At 59.7% G+C, this 20,293-nt stretch carries 16 protein-coding genes and 1 pseudogene; 10 read left to right on the top strand and 7 right to left on the bottom strand.

Annotated features, from left to right (window positions below; genetic code table 11):
- Positions 1–55: 55 nt before the first annotated feature.
- Entirely contained in the window at positions 56–2,506 is a 2,451-nt protein-coding gene (locus tag NVB75_RS21860; protein WP_258343266.1) for a glycogen/starch/alpha-glucan phosphorylase, read from the bottom strand.
- Between the two features lie 235 nt (positions 2,507–2,741).
- On the opposite strand from NVB75_RS21860, the gene NVB75_RS21855 reads away from it, so the two are divergent.
- Positions 2,742–3,176, top strand: coding sequence for a YkgJ family cysteine cluster protein (locus tag NVB75_RS21855; RefSeq protein WP_258343265.1), 435 nt, complete (start codon positions 2,742–2,744; stop codon positions 3,174–3,176).
- Positions 3,177–3,364: 188 nt separating this feature from the next.
- On the opposite strand, the gene typA is transcribed toward NVB75_RS21855, so the two are convergent.
- Positions 3,365–5,185, bottom strand: coding sequence for a translational GTPase TypA (gene typA / locus NVB75_RS21850; protein ID WP_063033502.1), 1,821 nt, complete (start codon positions 5,183–5,185; stop codon positions 3,365–3,367).
- Positions 5,186–5,324: 139 nt separating this feature from the next.
- A complete protein-coding gene (gene thiI, locus NVB75_RS21845) occupies positions 5,325–6,779 on the bottom strand; it encodes a tRNA uracil 4-sulfurtransferase ThiI (protein WP_258343264.1) in 1,455 nt (484 codons plus the stop codon).
- A 332-nt stretch (positions 6,780–7,111) separates the two neighbouring features.
- On the opposite strand from thiI, the gene glnA reads away from it, so the two are divergent.
- The 4 genes from glnA to ntrC all read left to right on the top strand — a co-directional run bounded on the left by glnA (position 7,112) and on the right by ntrC (position 12,155).
- Positions 7,112–8,518: a glutamate--ammonia ligase gene (glnA, locus tag NVB75_RS21840; RefSeq protein ID WP_003217999.1), complete on the top strand. Its 1,407-nt coding sequence runs from the start codon at positions 7,112–7,114 to the stop codon at positions 8,516–8,518.
- A 190-nt stretch (positions 8,519–8,708) separates the two neighbouring features.
- On the top strand, positions 8,709–9,245 hold the full coding sequence (locus tag NVB75_RS21835) for a chorismate mutase (RefSeq protein WP_258343261.1): 537 nt from the start codon (positions 8,709–8,711) through the stop codon (positions 9,243–9,245).
- A gap of 391 nt (positions 9,246–9,636) precedes the next feature.
- A complete protein-coding gene (glnL, locus tag NVB75_RS21830; protein ID WP_003218001.1) occupies positions 9,637–10,722 on the top strand; it encodes a nitrogen regulation protein NR(II) in 1,086 nt (361 codons plus the stop codon).
- Positions 10,719–12,155 (top strand): nitrogen regulation protein NR(I), encoded by a 1,437-nt coding sequence (ntrC, locus tag NVB75_RS21825; protein ID WP_008435682.1) that lies wholly within the window; start codon positions 10,719–10,721, stop codon positions 12,153–12,155. The genes glnL and ntrC overlap by 4 nt, the downstream gene beginning before the upstream one ends.
- A 623-nt stretch (positions 12,156–12,778) precedes the next feature.
- Here ntrC and NVB75_RS21820 read toward each other — a convergent pair.
- Complete coding sequence (locus NVB75_RS21820; protein ID WP_258343259.1) at positions 12,779–13,219, bottom strand: hypothetical protein; 441 nt, start codon at positions 13,217–13,219, stop codon at positions 12,779–12,781.
- Here NVB75_RS21820 and NVB75_RS21815 point away from each other — a divergent pair.
- Positions 13,218–13,673, top strand: coding sequence for a tRNA (cytidine(34)-2'-O)-methyltransferase (locus NVB75_RS21815; RefSeq protein ID WP_258343258.1), 456 nt, complete (start codon positions 13,218–13,220; stop codon positions 13,671–13,673). The genes NVB75_RS21820 and NVB75_RS21815 overlap by 2 nt on opposite strands.
- Positions 13,674–13,842: 169 nt before the next feature.
- On the opposite strand, the gene secB is transcribed toward NVB75_RS21815, so the two are convergent.
- From secB to NVB75_RS21800, 3 genes are read right to left on the bottom strand one after another with little or no spacing between them, the layout of a single operon-like run.
- Positions 13,843–14,328, bottom strand: a complete 486-nt coding sequence (gene secB / locus NVB75_RS21810) for a protein-export chaperone SecB (protein ID WP_003218009.1) — start codon at positions 14,326–14,328, stop codon at positions 13,843–13,845.
- Between the two features lie 42 nt (positions 14,329–14,370).
- On the bottom strand, positions 14,371–14,625 hold the full coding sequence (gene grxC, locus NVB75_RS21805) for a glutaredoxin 3 (protein ID WP_258343257.1): 255 nt from the start codon (positions 14,623–14,625) through the stop codon (positions 14,371–14,373).
- A 1-nt stretch (position 14,626) separates the two neighbouring features.
- Positions 14,627–15,040 carry a rhodanese-like domain-containing protein gene (locus NVB75_RS21800; protein WP_003218014.1) on the bottom strand — a complete coding sequence of 138 codons (414 nt, stop codon included), beginning with the start codon at positions 15,038–15,040 and terminating at the stop codon, positions 14,627–14,629.
- Between the two features lie 151 nt (positions 15,041–15,191).
- On the opposite strand from NVB75_RS21800, the gene gpmI reads away from it, so the two are divergent.
- The 4 genes and pseudogenes from gpmI (at position 15,192) to NVB75_RS21780 (ending at position 20,279) form a co-directional block, all read left to right on the top strand.
- Entirely contained in the window at positions 15,192–16,718 is a 1,527-nt protein-coding gene (gene gpmI / locus NVB75_RS21795) for a 2,3-bisphosphoglycerate-independent phosphoglycerate mutase (RefSeq protein WP_258343256.1), read from the top strand.
- Between the two features lie 137 nt (positions 16,719–16,855).
- Positions 16,856–18,156 (top strand): annotated as a pseudogene (locus tag NVB75_RS21790) (peptidoglycan DD-metalloendopeptidase family protein).
- Between the two features lie 31 nt (positions 18,157–18,187).
- Complete coding sequence (locus NVB75_RS21785) at positions 18,188–19,495, top strand: S41 family peptidase (protein ID WP_258343255.1); 1,308 nt, start codon at positions 18,188–18,190, stop codon at positions 19,493–19,495.
- 1 nt (position 19,496) lies between these two features.
- The gene (locus NVB75_RS21780; protein ID WP_258343254.1) at positions 19,497–20,279 is read left to right on the top strand and encodes a divergent polysaccharide deacetylase family protein; all 783 of its coding nucleotides are present in this window, start codon (positions 19,497–19,499) and stop codon (positions 20,277–20,279) included.
- Positions 20,280–20,293: the final 14 nt, after the last annotated feature.

The following is a 20,293-nucleotide window of genomic DNA, read 5'->3' as shown; positions in this document are numbered from 1 at the left end:
TTCGCGAGCAAGTCGAATCGTCGCACCGCCGCTCCCACATTTTGTATTGCGGTGTCTAATCCAACGCTTTCCAGATCTCCGTCGCATATTCCCGGATAGTCCGGTCCGACGAGAACCAGCCCATGCGCGCGGTGTTGAGCACCGCCGAGCGCCACCATTCCTTGGAATCGTGCCAATGGGCCTCGACCCGCGCCTGGGCTTCCCAGTAGGAATCGAAGTCGGCACAGACCAGGAAGCGGTCGTAGTCGATCAGCGAATCCACCAACCCGGCATAACGGCCCGGATCATCCGGCGAGAACACCCCGCCGCGAATCGCTTGCAGCACGTCGTTCAAGCGATGAGACGCGGCCACGTCTGGCCCCGCATTGAACTCACCGGCATGTTTGCGCGCCTCCACCTGCTCGGCACTGAGGCCGAAGATAAACATGTGATCCGCGCCGACACGCTCGTGCATCTCGACGTTGGCGCCGTCCATGGTGCCGATGGTCAGCGCACCGTTGAGGCCGAACTTCATGTTGCTGGTGCCCGACGCCTCAAAGCCAGCAGTGGAAATCTGCTCCGACAGGTCGGCCGCCGGAATGATGCTTTCCGCCAGGCTGACGTTGTAGTTGGGCAGGAACACTACCTTGAGCAACCCACGCACGGTGGGGTCGTTGTTGACGGTGCGGGCGATGTCGTTGGTCAGCTTGATGATCAGCTTGGCCTGGTGATAGCTGGCCGCTGCCTTGCCGGCGAAGATCTTCACCCGCGGCACCCAATCGGTGCCCGGCTCGGCACGGATCGCCTGGTACAGCGCGACGGTGTGCAGCAGGTTCAACAGCTGGCGCTTGTACTCGTGGATCCGCTTGACCTGCACGTCGAACATCGCCGCCGGGTTGACCGAAACCCCCAGGCGTTCGTGAATGATGTCGGCCAGCGCCCTTTTGCTATGCAGACGCTGCTCGGCGAAGGCTTTGCGGAACGCTTGCTTCTCGGCGAAGGTTTCCAGCTCAACCAGACGGGTTTCGGTGTTGTCGAGAATGTCCGGCCCCAGCGCTTCCACCAGCATCGCAGTGAGTTTTGGGTTCGCCTGGAACAACCAGCGGCGGAACGTGATGCCGTTGGTTTTGTTATTGATGCGGTCCGGGTAGAGCTTGTGCAGTTCGGAGAACACCGTGCTGCGCATCAGTTGGGTGTGCAGGCCCGACACGCCGTTGACGCTGTGGGAGCCGAGGAACGCCAGGTTACCCATGCGCACGCGGCGGCCGTTGTCTTCTTCAATCAGCGAGACGGCGCGCAGGACGTCGAAGTCGTGAATGCCTTTGGCTCGCAGCGAGTCGATGTGCTGGGCGTTGATCAGGTAAATGATCTGCATGTGCCGCGGCAGCATGCGTTCCATCAAGCCGACCGGCCAGGTCTCCAGCGCCTCAGGGAGCAAGGTGTGGTTGGTGTAAGACAAGGTTTCGACGGTCACGTCCCAGGCGGCATCCCACGGGATGTCGTGCAGGTCCACCAACTGGCGCATCAACTCGGCCACCGCAATCGACGGGTGCGTGTCGTTGAGCTGGATGGCCGCGTGTTCGCCCAGGCTCAGCACCGAGCCGTGCATGTTTTTGTGGCGACGCAGCAAGTCCTGCAACGAGGCGGAAACGAAGAAGTATTCCTGGCGCAGGCGCAGTTCCTGCCCTGCTTCGGTGCTGTCGGCCGGGTAAAGCACTCGGGAGATGCTTTCAGCGCGAGCCACTTCGGCGACGGCGCCCAAGTGGTCACCGGCGTTGAAACGTTCCAGGTGCAGGTCTTCCACCGCGCGGGCACGCCACAGGCGCAAGGTGTTGACGCTTGCGCCGCGCCAGCCGACCACCGGTGTGTCATACGCTACCGCGCGTACGGTTTCATTCGGCGACCATACCTGGATCGACTTGCCGGACGCGTCCAGCACGGTTTCCACACCACCGCCAAACCCGATCGGGTAGATCACCTCGGCGCGCTCGAACTCCCAAGGGTTGCCGAAATCCAGCCAGCGTTCGGTTTGTTCCTGCTGCCAGCCATCGACAATCGCCTGGCGGAACAAGCCGTGCTCATAACGAATGCCATAACCGTGGCCGGCAATGCCCAGGGTCGACATGCTTTCCATAAAGCACGCCGCCAGGCGACCAAGGCCACCGTTGCCCAGGGCCGCGTCGGGCTCCAGCAGACGAATGCGCTCCATGTCCACGCCCAGCTCACTCATGGCCTCACGGGCCACGTCCAGCAAGCCGAGGTTGCTCAGGCTGTCGTAGAGCAGACGGCCGATCAGGAATTCCAGCGAGAGGTAATAGACCCGCTTCTGTCCCTTGCGGTAGATGTGTCGCGTGTGGTCCATCCAGTGGTCGACCATATGGTCGCGGGCAGCCAGCGCGATGGCTTCGAACCAGTCGTGGTCGAAGGCGTGATCGGGGTCCTTGCCCACCGCGTAGGTAAGTTTGGTCAAGACGGCATCGCGAAATGCGGCTACCTCTGCTTCTCGTACAAGCGGTTCCTGAGACATCGATGCGACCTCGGGCGAGATAGAAGGAGTTGCTAGAGCCTAGACGGTCTGACAGACGGTAGACGCTCTGGTTCGGCAGTTTTTTAACTCATTCACCTTTGCATGATTTAGATGCAGGGGCCGTGCCCGTTTGTGGCCCGTCACAGCCTTCGAGCTGAAACCTGGAAGATATTGTTCAAAAAACCACCAGTTCCGGTATGATCCCGCGCCGGATAACACCCCTCTTGGAAACCTGATGAAGCCTCAACTGATCGCCGCCGCGGAACTCGACCGTCTCGAGACCTGGCAGAAATACTCAAGCCATATGTGTGGCGGCTGTGTGTCGAGCTGCTGCACCCTGCCGGTTGAGGTGAAGATCAAGGACCTGATCCGCATCGGCATCGTCGATGAATTCGAGCGTGGCGACCCGCCGAAGAACATCGCCAAGCGCTTGCAGAAGGAAGGTATCGTCGAGCGTTTCAACGCCAAATCCGAGATCTTCACCCTGCAGCGCATGAGCAACAACGATTGCCTGTACCTGGATCGTAAGAGCCGCTTCTGCACTATTTATGACAAGCGCCCGGATACTTGCCGCAATCACCCGAAAATCGGACCACGGCCGGGGTATTGCGCGTACAAGCCGAAGGAAGTGGTGCGCGAGACCAAGTTGCGCACACTCGAAAAGTTTTGATCCGAATTCTTTATTGCTTGAACGACCGCTTTCGCGAGCAAGCCCGCTCCCACATTTGAAATGCATTCCAACTGTGGGAGCGGGCTTGCTCGCGAAGAGGCCGGCACGGTCACCACACAATCCCCAGACAAACAAAAACGCCCCCGACCTTGCGGTCGGGGGCGTTTTTTTGCAGCTAACTAAGAGACTTAGTTACCAGCTTTTTTCGCAGCGCGGGTACGCTCGCTTTCGCCCAGGATCTTCTTACGAAGACGGATGGACTTAGGAGTGACTTCGCACAATTCGTCTTCTTGAACGAATTCCAGAGCCTGCTCCAGGGTGAAGCGGATAGGCGGAACCAGAGCGATGGTTTCGTCTTTACCCGAAGCACGCATGTTGTCGAGCTTCTTGCCTTTGGTTGGGTTAACGCCCAGGTCGTTGTCGCGGCTGTTGATGCCGACGATTTGACCTTCGTACACGTCTTCACCGTGACCCAGGAACAGTTTGCCGCGAGCTTGCAGGGTTTCCAGCGAGTAAGTCAGCGCCTTACCGGTAGCCACCGAAACCAGCACGCCGTTCTGACGGCCGGACATGTCGCCGGACTTCATCACGTCGTAACGGTCGAAGATCGAGGTCAGGATGCCTGCACCGGAGGTCAGGGTCAGGAACTCGTTACGGAAACCGATCAAGCCACGAGCCGGGATGTTGTACTCAAGGCGCACACGGCCCTTGCCATCCGGAACCATGTTGGTCAGGTCGCCTTTACGGATACCGATCTGTTCCATGATCGAACCTTGGGATTCTTCCGGCAGGTCGATGGTCACGTTTTCGTACGGTTCGTGCTTCACGCCGTCAACCATACGGATGATCACTTCCGGACGACCAACACCCATTTCGAAGCCTTCGCGACGCATGGTTTCGATCAGTACCGAGAGGTGCAGCTCACCACGGCCGGAGACTTTGAACTTGTCAGCCGAGTCGCCTTCTTCAACGCGCAGAGCAACGTTGTACAGCAGCTCTTTGTCCAGACGCTCCTTGATGTTCCGGGAGGTCACGAACTTGCCTTCTTTACCGCAGAAAGGCGAGTCGTTTACCTGGAAGGTCATGGAAACGGTTGGTTCGTCAACGGTCAGCGGCTTCATCGCTTCGACGTTCAGTGGGTCGCACAGAGTGTCGGAGATGAACAGCTGGTCGAAGCCGCTGATGCAGACGATGTCGCCGGCAGCTGCTTCTTCAACGTCGATGCGGTGCAGGCCGTGGTGACCCATCAGCTTCAGGATACGACCGTTGCGCTTCTTGCCGTCGGCGTCGATAGCGACAACCGGAGTGTTCGGCTTGATGCGACCACGAGCGATACGGCCAACGCCGATAACACCCAGGAAGCTGTTGTAGTCCAGTGCGGAGATTTGCATCTGGAACGGACCATCGCGGTCGACTTTCGGCGCAGGTACGTTGTCGACGATCGACTGGTACAGCGGGGTCATGTCTTCAGCCATGTCGGTGTGTTCCAGACCGGCAATGCCGTTCAGGGCCGAGGCGTAGACGACTTTGAAGTCCAGCTGTTCTTCGGTAGCACCCAGGTTGTCGAACAGGTCGAAGATCTGGTCCAGAACCCAGTCCGGACGTGCGCCTGGACGGTCAACCTTGTTGATGACCACGATTGGACGCAGGCCGGCTTCGAAAGCCTTCTTGGTCACGAAACGGGTTTGCGGCATAGGGCCGTCTTGAGCGTCAACCAGCAGCAGAACGGAGTCAACCATCGACATTACGCGTTCAACTTCGCCGCCGAAGTCGGCGTGGCCCGGGGTGTCCACGATGTTGATGTGGTAGCCGTTCCAGTTGATGGCGGTGTTTTTCGCCAGAATGGTAATACCGCGCTCTTTCTCCTGGTCGTTGGAGTCCATCACGCGCTCGTCGTTGAGCTCGTTGCGCTCCAGGGTGCCGGATTGACGCAAGAGTTTGTCTACCAGGGTGGTCTTACCATGGTCAACGTGAGCAATGATGGCGATGTTGCGTAGATTTTCGATCACTTGTGTATCTCGATCAGAGGATTCGGTGTGCTGACAGGTCGTGGCAGCGATTAACAGTAGAGTCAGGCCTTGCCGTTACAGCTTGACGGCAGAGTCGGGGGGCCGGTGACGCAGGCCACAGGCAAACAGCCCCGGGCTCTTAGCTCGGTCGATAAACGCGCACATTGGCATGCCCCTCACTGAGCAAATGGTGGGCATGCAGGCGACTCATCACGCCTTTGTCGCAATACAACAGGTACTGACGGCTGTCATCCAGTTCCTTGAAACGCGCATTCAGTGCATAGAACGGCAGCGTTTGTACGTCGATGCCAGCAATTTCCAGCGGCTCGTCTTCAGCGGCATCCGGGTGACGGATGTCGATGATGATCTGACCGGCCAGAGCCTCGCTGACTTCTTCGATCTGCAAATCCTGGCCCAATTCGTCGATAACCCGATCGATCGGCACCAGCTTGGCGTTCTCAAGCGCTCGCTCGAGAACGGCCATGTCGAACTGTTGTTCTTCGTACTCCACGCGGTTGCGTTTGGCGTGGGTCTTGGGGTTCACCGAGATGACCCCGCAATATTCCGGCATGTGCTTGGCGAAATCCGCCGTGCCGATCTGGGTCGCCAGGTCGATGATGTCTTGCTTGTGACTGGCGATCAGCGGGCGCAATACCAGCTTCTCGGTCACAGAGTCGATCAACGACAGATTCGGCAGGGTCTGGCTGGACACCTGGGAAATCGCTTCACCGGTGACCAGTGCGTCGATTTCCAGCCGATCCGCGATTCGGGACGCAGCGCGCAACATCATACGCTTCAATACTACGCCCATATGACTGTTATCGACTTTCCCGAGAATTTCTCCCAGGACTTCCTCGAACGGGACGCTGACAAACAGCACCCGTTGCGAGCTGCCGTACTTCTTCCAGATGTAATGCGCGACTTCCATCACGCCCAATTCGTGTGCACGCCCGCCCAGGTTAAAGAAGCAGAAGTGGCTCATCAGCCCGCGGCGCATGATCTGGTAGGCCGCCACGGTGGAATCGAAACCGCCGGACATCAAGACCAGGGTCTGTTCCAGGGCGCCCAGCGGGTAGCCGCCGATGCTGTCGTGCTGGCTGTGGATCACGAACAACCGTTGGTCGCGAATTTCCATCCGCACTTCAATTTGCGGCGCTTTCAGGGAAATTCCGGCGGCGCCGCACTCGCGACGCAGCTTGCTGCCCACGTATTTCTCGACATCCATGGAGCTGAACGGGTGCTTGCCGGCGCGTTTGCAACGCACCGAAAAAACCTTGCCCGCCAGCACTTCGCCGTAGTGCTGTTTGCACTTTTCGGTGATGTCGTCGAAGTCACCCAGCGGGTACTCGTCGACCTGCAGGAAATGCGCGATGCCCGGCACGCAGCTCAGGCGCTCGGTCATGTCCTTCAAGGCCTTGGGGTCTGTGAGGCGGGTTTCCAGCTCGAGATTGTCCCACACACCGTTCACCACCACAGCCGGGTCCAGATCGCGGAGCACGGCACGGATGTTCTTGGCCAATTGACGGATGAAACGCATCCGTACCGGTCGGCTCTTGATGGTGATCTCGGGGAAGACTTTAACGATTAATTTCATGAAAACAGCGCGCGCAGGCCCAGCCGAAAAAGGGGGCGCGGATTATAGCGGAAATCGCTCAAGGTTTAACCAGTTAATATGCATCGAACCTTTCGCGCACCAAAACGGGTCATAAACGAAAATTCGCGCTACATTGCGGTGCGCATTTTCTTCCGCTTCAGCGGATTGCACCTTTATAGGGGCGTTTTTGTGGCAAAAAACCCATGTCGGGGCACTGGCATGCAATTTGCTCTCTTGTGAGGCAGGTTGCCTTGGTCGAGTATTCGCGCCGGCATCACCCACATTCTAAGGGCTACTCCACTACCCCAGCCCGAAGCCACCCGGAGGACACTATGTCGAAGTCGGTTCAACTCATCAAAGATCATGACGTCAAATGGATTGATCTGCGCTTCACGGACACCAAAGGCACTCAGCACCACGTGACCATGCCGGCTCGCGACGCGCTGGATGACGCCTTCTTCGAAGAAGGCAAAATGTTCGACGGCTCCTCCATTGCTGGCTGGAAAGGCATCGAAGCTTCCGACATGATCCTGATGCCGGACGACAGCACTGCCGTACTCGACCCGTTCACCGAAGACCCAACGCTGATCATCGTCTGCGACGTGATCGAGCCTTCGACCATGCAAGGCTACGACCGTGACCCACGTGCGATCGCCAAGCGCGCCGAGGAATACCTGAAGTCGACCGGTATCGGTGACACCGTATTCGTAGGTCCGGAACCAGAATTCTTCATCTTTGATTCGGTCAAGTTCAAGTCCGACATCTCTGGCTCCATGTTCAAAATCTTCTCCGAACAAGGTTCGTGGATGTCCGACCAGGACGTGGAAGGCGGCAACAAAGGCCACCGTCCAGGTATCAAAGGCGGCTACTTCCCGGTTCCTCCGTTCGACCACGACCACGAAATCCGTACCTCCATGTGCAACGCCATGGAAGAGATGGGCCTGGTCATCGAAGTTCACCACCACGAAGTGGCAACTGCCGGCCAAAACGAAATCGGTGTGAAGTTCAACACCCTGGTTGCCAAGGCTGACGAAGTACAGACCCTGAAGTACTGCGTACACAACGTGGCTGATGCCTACGGCCGTACCGCTACCTTCATGCCTAAGCCTCTGTACGGCGATAACGGTTCGGGTATGCACGTTCACCTGTCCATCGCCAAAGAAGGCAAGAACACCTTCGCTGGCGAAGGTTATGCCGGCCTATCCGACACCGCCCTGTACTTCATCGGCGGTATCATCAAGCACGGTAAGGCCCTGAACGGCTTCACCAACCCGTCGACCAACTCCTACAAGCGTCTGGTCCCAGGTTTCGAAGCGCCAGTGATGCTGGCCTACTCGGCTCGCAACCGTTCCGCCTCGATCCGTATTCCTTACGTGTCCAGCCCTCGCGCTCGCCGTATCGAAGCCCGTTTCCCGGATCCGGCAGCCAACCCGTACCTGGCCTTCGCTGCCCTGGTCATGGCCGGCCTGGACGGTATCCAGAACAAGATTCACCCAGGCGACGCCGCCGACAAAAACTTGTACGACCTGCCGCCTGAAGAGGCCAAAGAGATCCCACAAGTGTGCGGCAGCCTGAAAGAAGCCCTGGAAGAGCTGGACAAGGGCCGTGCGTTCCTGACCAAAGGCGGCGTGTTCAGCGACGACTTTATCGATGCCTACATCGCCCTGAAAAGCGAAGAAGAAATCAAGGTTCGTACCTTCGTACACCCACTGGAATACGAGCTGTACTACAGCTGCTGATCCGGTAGCGCTGCTTAACGTGGCGTGATGAAAAAGGGCCTCCTTCGGGAGGTCTTTTTTTTGCCCGCAAAACCCTGTGGGAGCGGGCTTGCCCGCGAAAAATCCAAAGGCGCCGCATTTCTTCAATATTTACGCGTTATCGTTAACGACCTTCGCGAGCAAGCTCGCGCCTACAGAAGAGGGTTCTGCCTTGAAATTCAAACTTGGGTTCATCTTGCTGGCCATCAGCGCCAATGTATTCGCAGCACCACCCACTCTCGCCCCACTGCTCGACAGCATCGCCGAACGCCTGGCGATTGCCGACCAGGTGGCCCTGAGCAAATGGGACAGCCACAAGCCCGTCGAGGACCGTGCGCGGGAGCAGGACGTAATCGCCAGCGTCGTCGCCCAGGCGCCGAGCTACCAACTGGCACCGGCCCAGGCAGAACAGTTTTTCTCGGCCCAGATCGAAGCGAACAAATTGGTGCAGTACGCTCACCTGTCCGATTGGCAGTTGCAAGGCAAGGCACCCAATGATCCGCGCCCGGATCTGGTCGGCCAGATTCGCCCTAAACTGGACCTGCTGCAAAAACGCCTGCTGCAACAGCTGGCGGACTTCACCCCTGAACGCACCAACCCCCAGTGTCCACAATGGCTGGCCCAGGCCAATCACGCGGCTGCACATGACCCACTGCACCAACTGGCGATGATCCGCGCCACCGCCGAGCTGTGCCTCTATAAAATCTAAAATTGCGAACCCCATCAAAATGTCGGAGCGGGCTTGCTCGCGAAGGCGGTGTGTCAGTTGATATATGCATGACTGACACGCCGCCTTCGCGAGCAAGCCCGCTCCCAAAATTTAGATCCGACCCATTCAGTCAATCAGTCGTTGCCACCAGCTTCCTGAACAGATCTTTCAAAACCGCACTATATTGGTGCAATGCGTTGCACCCTTCCCACTTACGCAACCCATTTTGGTTCGAAACTTCACGCTCAAGCTGGCAGAACGCCACAGTTTCGCGCCTTAACTTCCCATTTCAGGGCTTTAACGCTTCTTTTCGGAGCTTTGGTTTGGTTTTTGCATTTTCCTTGTATCAGCGCATGCCTCAAGGCCGCGCCTTGCTCCAAAAGAGGTCCTAATGACCATCAGCGACGCACTGCACCGCCTGCTACTCGACAACCTGACCACCGCGACCATTCTGCTCAATGACGAACTGCGCCTTGAGTACATGAACCCGGCGGCGGAAATGCTGCTGGCCATCAGCGGACAGCGCAGCCATGGGCAATTCATCAGTGAGCTGTTCACTGAGTCGGCCGAGGCCTTGAGCTCATTGCGCCAGGCCGTGGAGCAGGCGCACCCGTTCACCAAGCGCGAAGCGATGCTCACCGCCCTCACCGGCCAGACCCTGACCGTCGATTACGCGGTAACGCCGATCCTGAGTCACGGCGCGACCCTGCTGCTGCTGGAGGTGCATCCCCGGGATCGCCTGCTGCGCATCACCAAGGAAGAGGCGCAACTGTCCAAGCAGGAAACCAGCAAGATGCTGGTGCGCGGCCTGGCCCACGAGATCAAGAACCCCCTGGGCGGGATTCGCGGCGCCGCACAGTTGCTGGCCCGCGAGCTGCCGGACGAGAACCTCAAGGACTACACCAACGTCATCATCGAGGAAGCCGACCGCCTGCGTAACCTGGTGGACCGCATGCTCGGCTCCAACAAGCTGCCGTCGCTGGCGATGACCAACGTCCACGAAGTATTGGAGCGGGTCTGCCAACTGGTAGAGGCCGAAAGCCAGGGCTGCATCACCTTGGTGCGCGACTACGACCCGAGCATTCCCGACGTATTGATCGACCGCGAGCAGATGATTCAGGCGGTGCTCAATATCGTGCGCAACGCCATGCAGGCCATCAGCAGCCAGAACGAACTGCGCCTGGGCCGCATCAGCCTGCGCACCCGCGCGCTGCGTCAGTTCACCATCGGCCACGTGCGCCATCGCCTGGTGACCAAGGTCGAGATCATCGACAACGGCCCAGGTATCCCTGCCGAGCTGCAGGAAACCATCTTTTTCCCAATGGTCAGCGGCCGCCCGGACGGTACCGGGCTCGGCTTGGCCATTACCCAGAACATTATCAGCCAGCACCAGGGTTTGATCGAATGTGAGAGCCATCCCGGCCACACCACCTTCTCGATCTTTCTGCCACTGGAACAAGGAGCCCCATCGACATGAGCCGTAGTGAAACTGTCTGGATCGTCGATGACGACCGTTCTATCCGCTGGGTCCTGGAGAAAGCCTTGCAACAGGAAGGCATGACCACCCAGAGCTTCGACAGCGCCGACGGGGTGATGAGCCGCCTGGCTCGCCAGCAGCCTGACGTGATCATCTCCGACATACGCATGCCCGGCGCCAGTGGCCTGGACCTGCTGGCGCGGATTCGCGAGCAGCACCCGCGCTTGCCGGTGATCATCATGACCGCGCACTCGGACCTGGACAGCGCTGTCGCGTCCTATCAGGGCGGTGCCTTTGAATACCTGCCAAAACCGTTCGATGTAGACGAGGCGGTGGCGCTGGTAAAACGTGCCAACCAGCACGCTCAGGAACAGCAGAACCAGGAAGCTCCGCCGGCCCTGACCCGTACCCCGGAAATCATCGGCGAAGCGCCGGCAATGCAGGAAGTGTTTCGCGCCATCGGGCGCTTGAGCCACTCCAACATCACCGTGCTGATCAACGGCGAGTCGGGTACCGGTAAAGAGCTGGTGGCCCACGCCCTGCACCGTCACAGCCCACGGGCGGCGTCACCGTTCATTGCATTGAACATGGCGGCGATTCCGAAAGACTTGATGGAATCGGAACTGTTCGGCCACGAAAAAGGCGCGTTCACCGGCGCGGCCAACCTGCGCCGTGGCCGTTTTGAACAGGCCGATGGCGGCACGCTGTTCCTCGATGAAATCGGCGACATGCCGGCCGACACCCAGACCCGCTTGCTGCGGGTCCTGGCCGACGGCGAGTTTTACCGGGTTGGCGGGCACACGCCGGTCAAGGTCGACGTACGCATCATCGCGGCGACCCACCAGAACCTGGAAACCCTGGTGCATGCCGGGAAATTCCGTGAAGACCTGTTCCACCGCCTGAACGTGATCCGCATCCACATCCCACGGATGTCGGACCGCCGCGAAGACATTCCGACCCTGGCCCGTCACTTCCTCAGCCGCGCCGCCCAGGAGCTGGCCGTCGAGCCGAAGCTGCTGAAAAGCGAGACCGAGGAATACCTGAAAAACCTGCCATGGCCGGGCAACGTGCGTCAGCTGGAGAACACCTGCCGCTGGATCACGGTGATGGCTTCGGGTCGCGAAGTGCATATCAGCGACCTGCCGCCTGAGCTGCTGAGCCTGCCGCAGGATTCGGCACCGGTGACCAACTGGGAGCAGGCACTGCGCCAGTGGGCCGACCAGGCTCTGGCACGCGGCCAGTCGAACCTGCTGGACAGCGCTGTGCCGGCGTTCGAGCGGATCATGATCGAAACCGCCCTCAAGCATACCGCCGGTCGCCGTCGCGACGCTGCCGTGCTGCTGGGCTGGGGCCGCAACACCCTGACTCGCAAGATCAAGGAGCTGGGGATGAAGGTCGACGGTGGGGATGATGACGAAGGTGATGAGGCCTGATTGATCCCTCAAGTACACCGAAGATCCAGTGTGGGAGCGGGCTTGCTCGCGAAGGCGATGGTTCAGTCAACATACGTATCGACTGACGCGCCGCCTTCGCGAGCAAGCCCGCTCCCACATTTGGACCTCCACAAAGTTTCAGCACCGTGCACCGCTTCAATGCACCACGAACCGGCATCGCGCACTTATCCACCCCCTGAAACATATGCCTTGTTAAAAAAATATTAACAGCTGAAAACGCCAAAGCCCCGTATCCCGGGGCTTTGCGCTTTCTGGAGAAATTTTTTGGCACAACTTCACAGTTCTGGCACGCGCCCTGCAATAACCCTGTTACTACCCAGTTTCGGGGACCTTGGTACAGGCAGGCCGAGAATCCCCTCTTTACACCCGGGGTGCTTGATGCGGATCGCGTCGCGCCCCACAGCCGTTTCGGGAACCTCGGTACAGGCAGGCCGGGGATTCCCTCTTTAACACCGAAGCCTTTGGCTTCACCCCGTTTTGGGAGCCCTGGTACAGGCAGGCCGGGAACTCCCTTCTTTACACCCGGGGCTTATGAGGCAACGCGCCCATAGCCCCAGCCCGTTTTGGGAACCTTGGTACAGGCAGGCCGGGGATTCCCTCTTTTATTGCTCCTGGAGATGGATCTCCACCCGCCAGCGTCCCTCGACCTTCGCCCCCGACCACACCCCACGCAACGGCCGAGCCGCCACCAGGTTCAGCAGCAAGCCGCCATCGGTCTTGCGGATGCGCCAGTTCACGTCCTTGTCGTTGACCTTCAGTTGCCCGCCCTGAGCCTTGCCCAGCGCATCGAACAGCAGCGCCACCGTGCCGTCGATATGCTCGCCGTGCAGCTTGGGCTCGCTGTTGAACCACACCACCAGGCCATCGGCCGCAGGCTCCACCTGCTGCAGCTCGACCGGGTCTGGCGTGGTCAGCCGACCGATCATCAGGCCCACCATCAAGCCGACAATGGCCAACGAGCCTAAAACCCGTGGCAATAGCTTCGGCCTGGGGTCTTCTTCAGGGGTAGAATGCAGCGCATCTTTGCCTTCGGAGCCGTGCATGTTTCACGTCATCCTTTTTCAACCAGAAATTCCGCCGAATACCGGCAACGTTATCAGGCTGTGCGCCAACAGTGGCTGCCACCTGCATTTGATCGAGCCCTTGGGCTTCGACATGGACGACAAGCGCCTGCGCCGCGCCGGGCTGGACTACCACGAGTACGCCACCCTGCAACGCCACGCGGACCTCGCCAGTTGCCTGGAAAGCCTGAACCACCCACGGTTGTTCGCGTTTACCACCAAGGGCTCGCGGCCATTCCATGATGCCAGCTTTGCCGAAGGCGACGCCTTCCTGTTCGGCCCGGAAAGCCGCGGCCTGCCGGCGGACGTGCTCGACACCCTGCCCGACGGCCACCGCCTGCGCCTGCCGATGCGCGAAGGCTGCCGCAGCCTGAACCTGTCCAACACCGTGGCCGTCGCCGTCTATGAGGGTTGGCGCCAACTCGGTTTCAAATAGCCCCCTATTCCTCTGTAGGAGCGAGCTTGCTCGCGAAAAACGTTAACGATGACGCGGGCATCCTGAATGGACACGGCGCTCTCAGGTTTTTCGCGAGCAAGCTCGCTCCTACAGGGGGCTCGCCCAATAAAAAAGCGCCTGTTATGGCGCTTTTTTATGCAGCAACAGCTTACTGAACCGTTGGCGAACCTTCCTGTTGCATGCGCTGCAGCTCTTGCGCATACAGGGCATCGAAGTTCACCGGAGCCAGCATCAGCGCCGGGAACGAGCCACGGGTGACCAGGCTGTCCAGGGTCTCACGGGCATAAGGGAACAGAATGTTCGGGCAGAACGCGCCCAGGGTGTGGCTCATGGACGCTTCGTCCAGGCCCTGGATCAGGAAGATACCGGCCTGCTGCACTTCAGCGATGAAGGCCACTTCTTCGCCGTTCTTGACGGTAACCGACAAGGTCAGCACGACCTCGTGGAAGTCGCCTTCCAGCGCCTTTTGACGGGTGTTCAGGTCCAGCGCAACGCTCGGGGTCCATTCCTGACGGAAGATGGCCGGGCTTTTTGGCGCTTCGAACGACAAGTCACGTACGTAGATACGCTGCAGGGAAAATTGTGGGCCTTGAGCTTCTTCTGCTGCCGCTTCGGTGTTCTGTTGGTCAGTCATCGCAGATCCTTCGTGATCTTGGGGTCTTTTAGGGGTTAGGAGTCAGACGTGAAGCAGCGCATCCAGTTTACCGGCGCGCTCGAGTGCAAACAGGTCATCGCATCCACCGACATGCTTGTCACCGATCCAGATCTGCGGCACGGACGTGCGTCCCGCTTTCTTGGTCATCTCGGCGCGCACCTGGGGCTTGCCATCAACCTTGATCTCTTCGAAGGCAATGCCCTTTTCCTCAAGCAGGGCCTTGGCCCGCATGCAATAAGGGCAATAATCGCTGGAATAAACGACAACCTGGCTCATATCACTTCACCAGCGGCAGGTTGTCGCCACGCCAGCTGGAAATACCACCCGACAGTTTGGCGGCGTTGAAGCCGGTTTTCAGCATCTCGCGGGCGTGAGTGCCGGAGTGCTGGCCCTGGGCGTCGACCAGGATGATGGTCTTGGCCTTGTGCTTTTCCAGCTCGGCCAGGCGCGAAATCAGCTTGTCCTGGGGAATGTTCAGCGCGCCGACAATGTGACCGGCGGCGAAATCCTTGGCGGGACGAATGTCCACCACTACGGCCTCATCCTTGTTGACCAGGGCGGTCAGCTCGGACGTGCTGAGGCTGCGGCCACCGCGGCTCAATTCGTGAGCGATCAGCAGCGCCAGCAGTACGACGAACGCACCAGCGAGCAAATAGTGGGTAGTGGCAAATGCAATCAGGTGATCAACCATCAAGGAGGTTCCAGGGCGTTAAAATGGCGGTAAGTATACACAGCCGTCATGGTCGGCCAACCCCCGTAAAGCGGTGACGTGGTCGGAACTTCGCTTTAAACTGCCACTCCCTTTTCAATTGCCTTCATTCATTACCGCCGCGAGAGGATCTATGACTACTACGCCTAAACCTTTGGTCCTGATAATTCTCGATGGCTTCGGACACAGTGAAAGCCACCACGACAACGCTGTGTACTCGGCCAAGAAGCCAGTACTGGACCGTCTGAGCGCTACCGTACCGAACGGCCTGATCTCGGGCTCGGGCATGGATGTTGGCCTGCCGGACGGCCAGATGGGCAACTCGGAAGTCGGCCACATGAATCTCGGTGCCGGACGAGTGGTCTATCAAGACTTCACCCGCGTGACCAAATCGATCCGCGACGGCGAGTTTTTCGAGAACCCGACTCTTTGCGCGGCAGTGGATAAGGCAGTCAAGGCTGGCAAGGCCGTGCACTTCATGGGCCTGCTGTCCGACGGCGGCGTCCACAGCCACCAGGACCACCTGATCGCCATGGCCGAACTGGCCTTCAAGCGCGGCGCCGAAAAAATCTACCTGCACGCGTTCCTCGACGGCCGCGACACCCCGCCGAAAAGCGCCCAGTCCTCCATCGAACTGCTGGACGAAACCTTCAAGACCCTCGGCAAGGGTCGCATCGCCAGCCTGGTCGGCCGTTACTTCGCGATGGACCGTGACAACCGCTGGGACCGCGTAGCCCAGGCCTACAACCTGATCGTCGACGGCCAGGCCGAATTCAACGCCGCCACTGCCCAGGAAGGCCTGGAAGCCGCTTACGCCCGTGGCGAGAGCGACGAATTCGTCAAAGCCACCACCATCGGTGAACCGGTAAAAGTCGAAGATGGCGACGCCGTGGTGTTCATGAACTTCCGCGCCGACCGTGCCCGTGAGCTGAGCCATGTGTTTGTCGACGACGGCTTCAAGGACTTCGAGCGCGCACGCCAGCCGAAAGTCGAATTCGTGATGCTGACCCAATACGCCGCCAACATCCCGGCCCCGTCGGCATTCGCCCCGGGCAGCCTGGAAAACGTGCTGGGGGATTACCTCGCGAAAAACGGCAAGACCCAACTGCGCATTGCCGAAACCGAGAAATACGCCCACGTCACCTTCTTCTTCTCCGGCGGTCGTGAAGAACCGTTCCCGGGTGAAGAGCGCATCCTGATCCCGTCGCCGAAAGTCGCCACCTACGACCTGCAGCCGGAAATGAGTGCCCCGGAAGTCACGGACAAGATCGTCGACGCCATCGAGCACCAGCGTTACGACGTGATCGTGGTCAACTACGCCAACGGCGACATGGTGGGCCACAGCGGCAACCTGGAAGCGGCGGTAAAAGCCGTTGAATGCCTGGACCTGTGCGTCGGCCGCATCGTCGACGCGCTGGACAAGGTGGGCGGCGAAGCACTGATCACCGCCGACCACGGCAACTGCGAGCAAATGTCCGACGAATCCACCGGCCAGGCCCACACCGCCCACACCACCGAGCCGGTGCCGTTCATCTACGTCGGCAAACGCAACCTGAAAGTGCGTGACGGCGGCGTACTGGCCGACGTGGCACCGACCATGTTGATGCTGATGGGGCTGGAGAAGCCGAAAGAGATGACTGGCACTTCGATATTGGTTTAATGGCAAAACCGCCCGGTTAAATCGCCCGAAACGGCTTTTTATGACGAACGCCTCAAAGCAGTTGGCTTTGAGGCGTTTTTTTTGCAGCGCTTGGCGGGCATACTAGGCCGTCCCTTTCCCTGGTGTCGCCCGCCTCTATGCTTCGCGCCTTGATTACCCTTGCTCTTGTCTGCCTGCTCCAACCGGCATTTGCCGATGAGCGTGCACAAACCCAACAACAGTTGGACGCTACGCGTCAGGACATTACCGAGCTCAAGAAGCTGCTCGGCAAGCTCCAGGAAGAGAAATCCGGCGTGCAGAAAGACCTGCGCGGCACGGAAACCGAGATGGGCAAGCTGGAGAAGCAGGTCCAGGAGCTGCAAAAAGAATTAAAGAAGAGCGAGTCGGAACTGGAGCGACTCGACGCTGAGAAAAAAAACTCCAGAGCGCCCGCGTTGAACAGCAACGCCTGATCGCGATCCAGGCCCGCGCCGCCTACCAGAACGGCCGCCAGGAATACCTCAAGCTGCTGCTCAACCAGCAGAACCCGGAAAAATTCGCCCGCACCCTTACCTATTACGACTACCTGAGCAAGGCCCGCCTGGAGCAACTAAAAAGCTTCAACGAGACCCTGCGCCAGTTGGCCAATGTCGAGCAGGAAATCGCTAACCAGCAGTCGCAGTTGCTCGACCAGAAAAGCGCCCTCGACAGCCAGCGCGACGAGCTGGACAAGGTTCGCAAGGAGCGCCAGCAGGCGCTGGCCAAGCTGAATGACGACGTAAAGGCCCGGGATGCCAAGCTCAAGAATCGCGAGCAAGACCAGGCCGACCTGGCCAAAGTCCTGAAAACCATCGAGGAAACCCTGGCGCGCCAGGCCCGCGAGGCCGAAGAAGCGCGGCAAAAAGCGCTGATCGCCCAGCAGGAAGCCGAAAAAAAGCGCGAGCGTGAGGCGGCCGAGGCCGTTGCCAGCGCCACCGATGCACCGGCCCCGCGTAAACCGGCGCGTGCAGCGCCTGGCCCGCTGGTTTCCAGCGCCGGCGAATCGTTTGGCGGACCTTTTGCTTCAGCCCGGGGAAAACTTCCATGGCCAGTTGATGGTCGATTACTGGCACGCTTTGGTGAAACCCGTGGCGATGACACCCGCGCCAAGTGGGACGGTGTGATGATCAGTGCCGGCGCCGGCACTCAGGTCCACGCCATTCACGGCGGCCGTGTGGTGTTCGCCGATTGGCTGCGCGGCGCAGGTTTGTTGGTGATTCTTGACCACGGTAATGGCTATTTGAGCCTTTACGGCCACAATCAAACTTTGCTTAAAGCGGCAGGTGATGTTGTAAAAGCCGGTGAATCCATCTCCACTGTCGGTAACAGTGGTGGCCAGGACACTCCGGCGCTGTACTTCGCTATTCGTCAGCAGGGCCGCCCGAGCGACCCGGCACAATGGTGCCGCACCCAAGGATAAGGGTCGCATCTACATTAGGAGTTCGTTCGACATGCTGCATTTGTCCCGCCTCACATCGCTGGCCCTGACGATCGCCCTGGTGATCGGCGCGCCTTTGGCATTCGCCGACCAGACCGCCCAGTCAGCCACGGCCGCGACCACCAAGGCCCCGCTGCCGCTGGACGAGTTGCGCACCTTTGCCGAGGTCATGGACCGGATCAAGGCCGCTTATGTCGAACCTGTGGACGACAAGACCCTGCTGGAAAATGCCATCAAGGGCATGCTCAGCAACCTTGACCCGCACTCCGCCTACCTGGGCCCGGAAGACTTTGCCGAACTGCAGGAAAGCACCAGCGGTGAATTCGGTGGCCTGGGCATTGAAGTCGGCGCCGAAGACGGCCAGATCAAAGTGGTCTCGCCTATCGACGACACGCCGGCCTCCAAGGCCGGGATCCAGGCGGGCGACCTGATCGTCAAGATCAACGGCCAGCCGACCCGCGGCCAGACCATGACCGAAGCCGTCGACAAGATGCGCGGCAAGCTCGGCCAGAAAATTACCCTGACCCTGGTACGCGACGGCGGCAACCCGTTTGACGTGACCCTGGCGCGCGCCACCATCACGGTCAAGAGCGTGAAGGCCCAACTGCTGGAATCGGGTTACGGCTACATCCGTATCACCCAGTTCCAGGTCAAGACCGGCGACGAAGTGGCCAAGGCCCTGGCCAAGTTGCGTAAAGACAACGGCAAGAAACTCAGCGGCATCGTGCTCGACCTGCGCAACAACCCGGGCGGCGTGTTGCAGGCGGCGGTGGAAGTGGTCGACCACTTCATCACCAAGGGCCTGATCGTCTACACCAAGGGCCGTATCGCCAACTCCGAACTGCGCTTCTCGGCCACCGGCAACGACCTCAGCGAAGGCGTGCCAATGGTTGTACTGATCAACGGCGGCAGCGCCTCGGCTTCGGAAATCGTCGCCGGCGCCTTGCAAGACCAGAAACGCGGTGTGTTGATGGGCACCACCAGCTTCGGCAAAGGCTCGGTACAAACCGTACTGCCGCTGAACAACGAGCGCGCCCTGAAGATCACCACGGCGCTGTACTACACGCCGAATGGTCGCTCGATCCAGGCCCAGGGCATCGTGCCGGACATCGAAGTGCGCAAGGCCAAGATCACCAACGAAGTCGACAGCGAGTTCTACAAGGAAGCTGACCTGCAGGGCCACCTGGGCAATGGCAACGGCGGCGCCGACCAGCCAACCGGCAGCGGCTCGAAAGCCAAGCCGATGCCGCAGGACGACGATTATCAACTGGCCCAGGCGCTGAGCCTGCTCAAGGGCCTGAGCATTACGCGCAGCCGTTGATATGCGTTGTGGACTGATCGTCGCGTTGCTGTGCTGTCTGGCGGGAGTTGCCCAAGGCAGCCCTGCCAGCACAGCCCCCGCTGAACACAAAGCCTACCTGACCCTGATCATCGACGACCTCGGGCAAAACCTGCCCCGGGATCGTCGTGTGCTCGCCCTGCCAGGCCCGGTGACCACGGCGATCATGCCCGACACACCCCACGCCGCCGAATTCGCCCGCGAAGCCCACAAGGCGGGCAAGATCGTCATCCTGCACATGCCCATGGACCCGGCCACCGGCCCGTTCGCCTGGCACCCCGACCTGCCCATCGAAGAACTCGGCAAACGCCTGGACGCGGCCTTCAAGGCCGTGCCTTACACCGCCGGCATCAACAACCACATGGGCAGCCGTATGACCGCTCAGCCGGAGGCGATGGCCTGGTTGATGGGTGAGCTGCAACGGCGCCACAAGTTCTTCGTCGACAGCCGCACCAGCGCTAAAACCGTCGCTGCCGCCGAGGCACAGAAGATTGGTCTGGCCAGCGTCTCGCGGGATGTGTTCCTCGATGACGAACGCACCGAAGCGGCCATCACCACTCAATTGCAGACCGCGATCAAGCTGGCCCACAAACAGGGTTCGGCCGTAATGATCGGCCATCCCTACCCGCAAACCCTGGCGGTGCTGGAACGTGAGCTGCCCAAGCTCAAGGCCCAGGGCATCGACTGGATCGACATCAAGTTGATGATCAGCCTGCGCAGTAATCAGGCCATGGCCGGCCACGGTAAAAACGGTACCTACCGTTAACTCTAAATAGCTAC

The sequence above is a fragment of the Pseudomonas sp. CBS genome, from assembly GCF_024734645.1.
Lineage (GTDB): Bacteria > Pseudomonadota > Gammaproteobacteria > Pseudomonadales > Pseudomonadaceae > Aquipseudomonas.
Note: the sequence above shows the minus strand (reverse complement) of the source record. Positions and strands in the feature narration are given on the sequence as shown.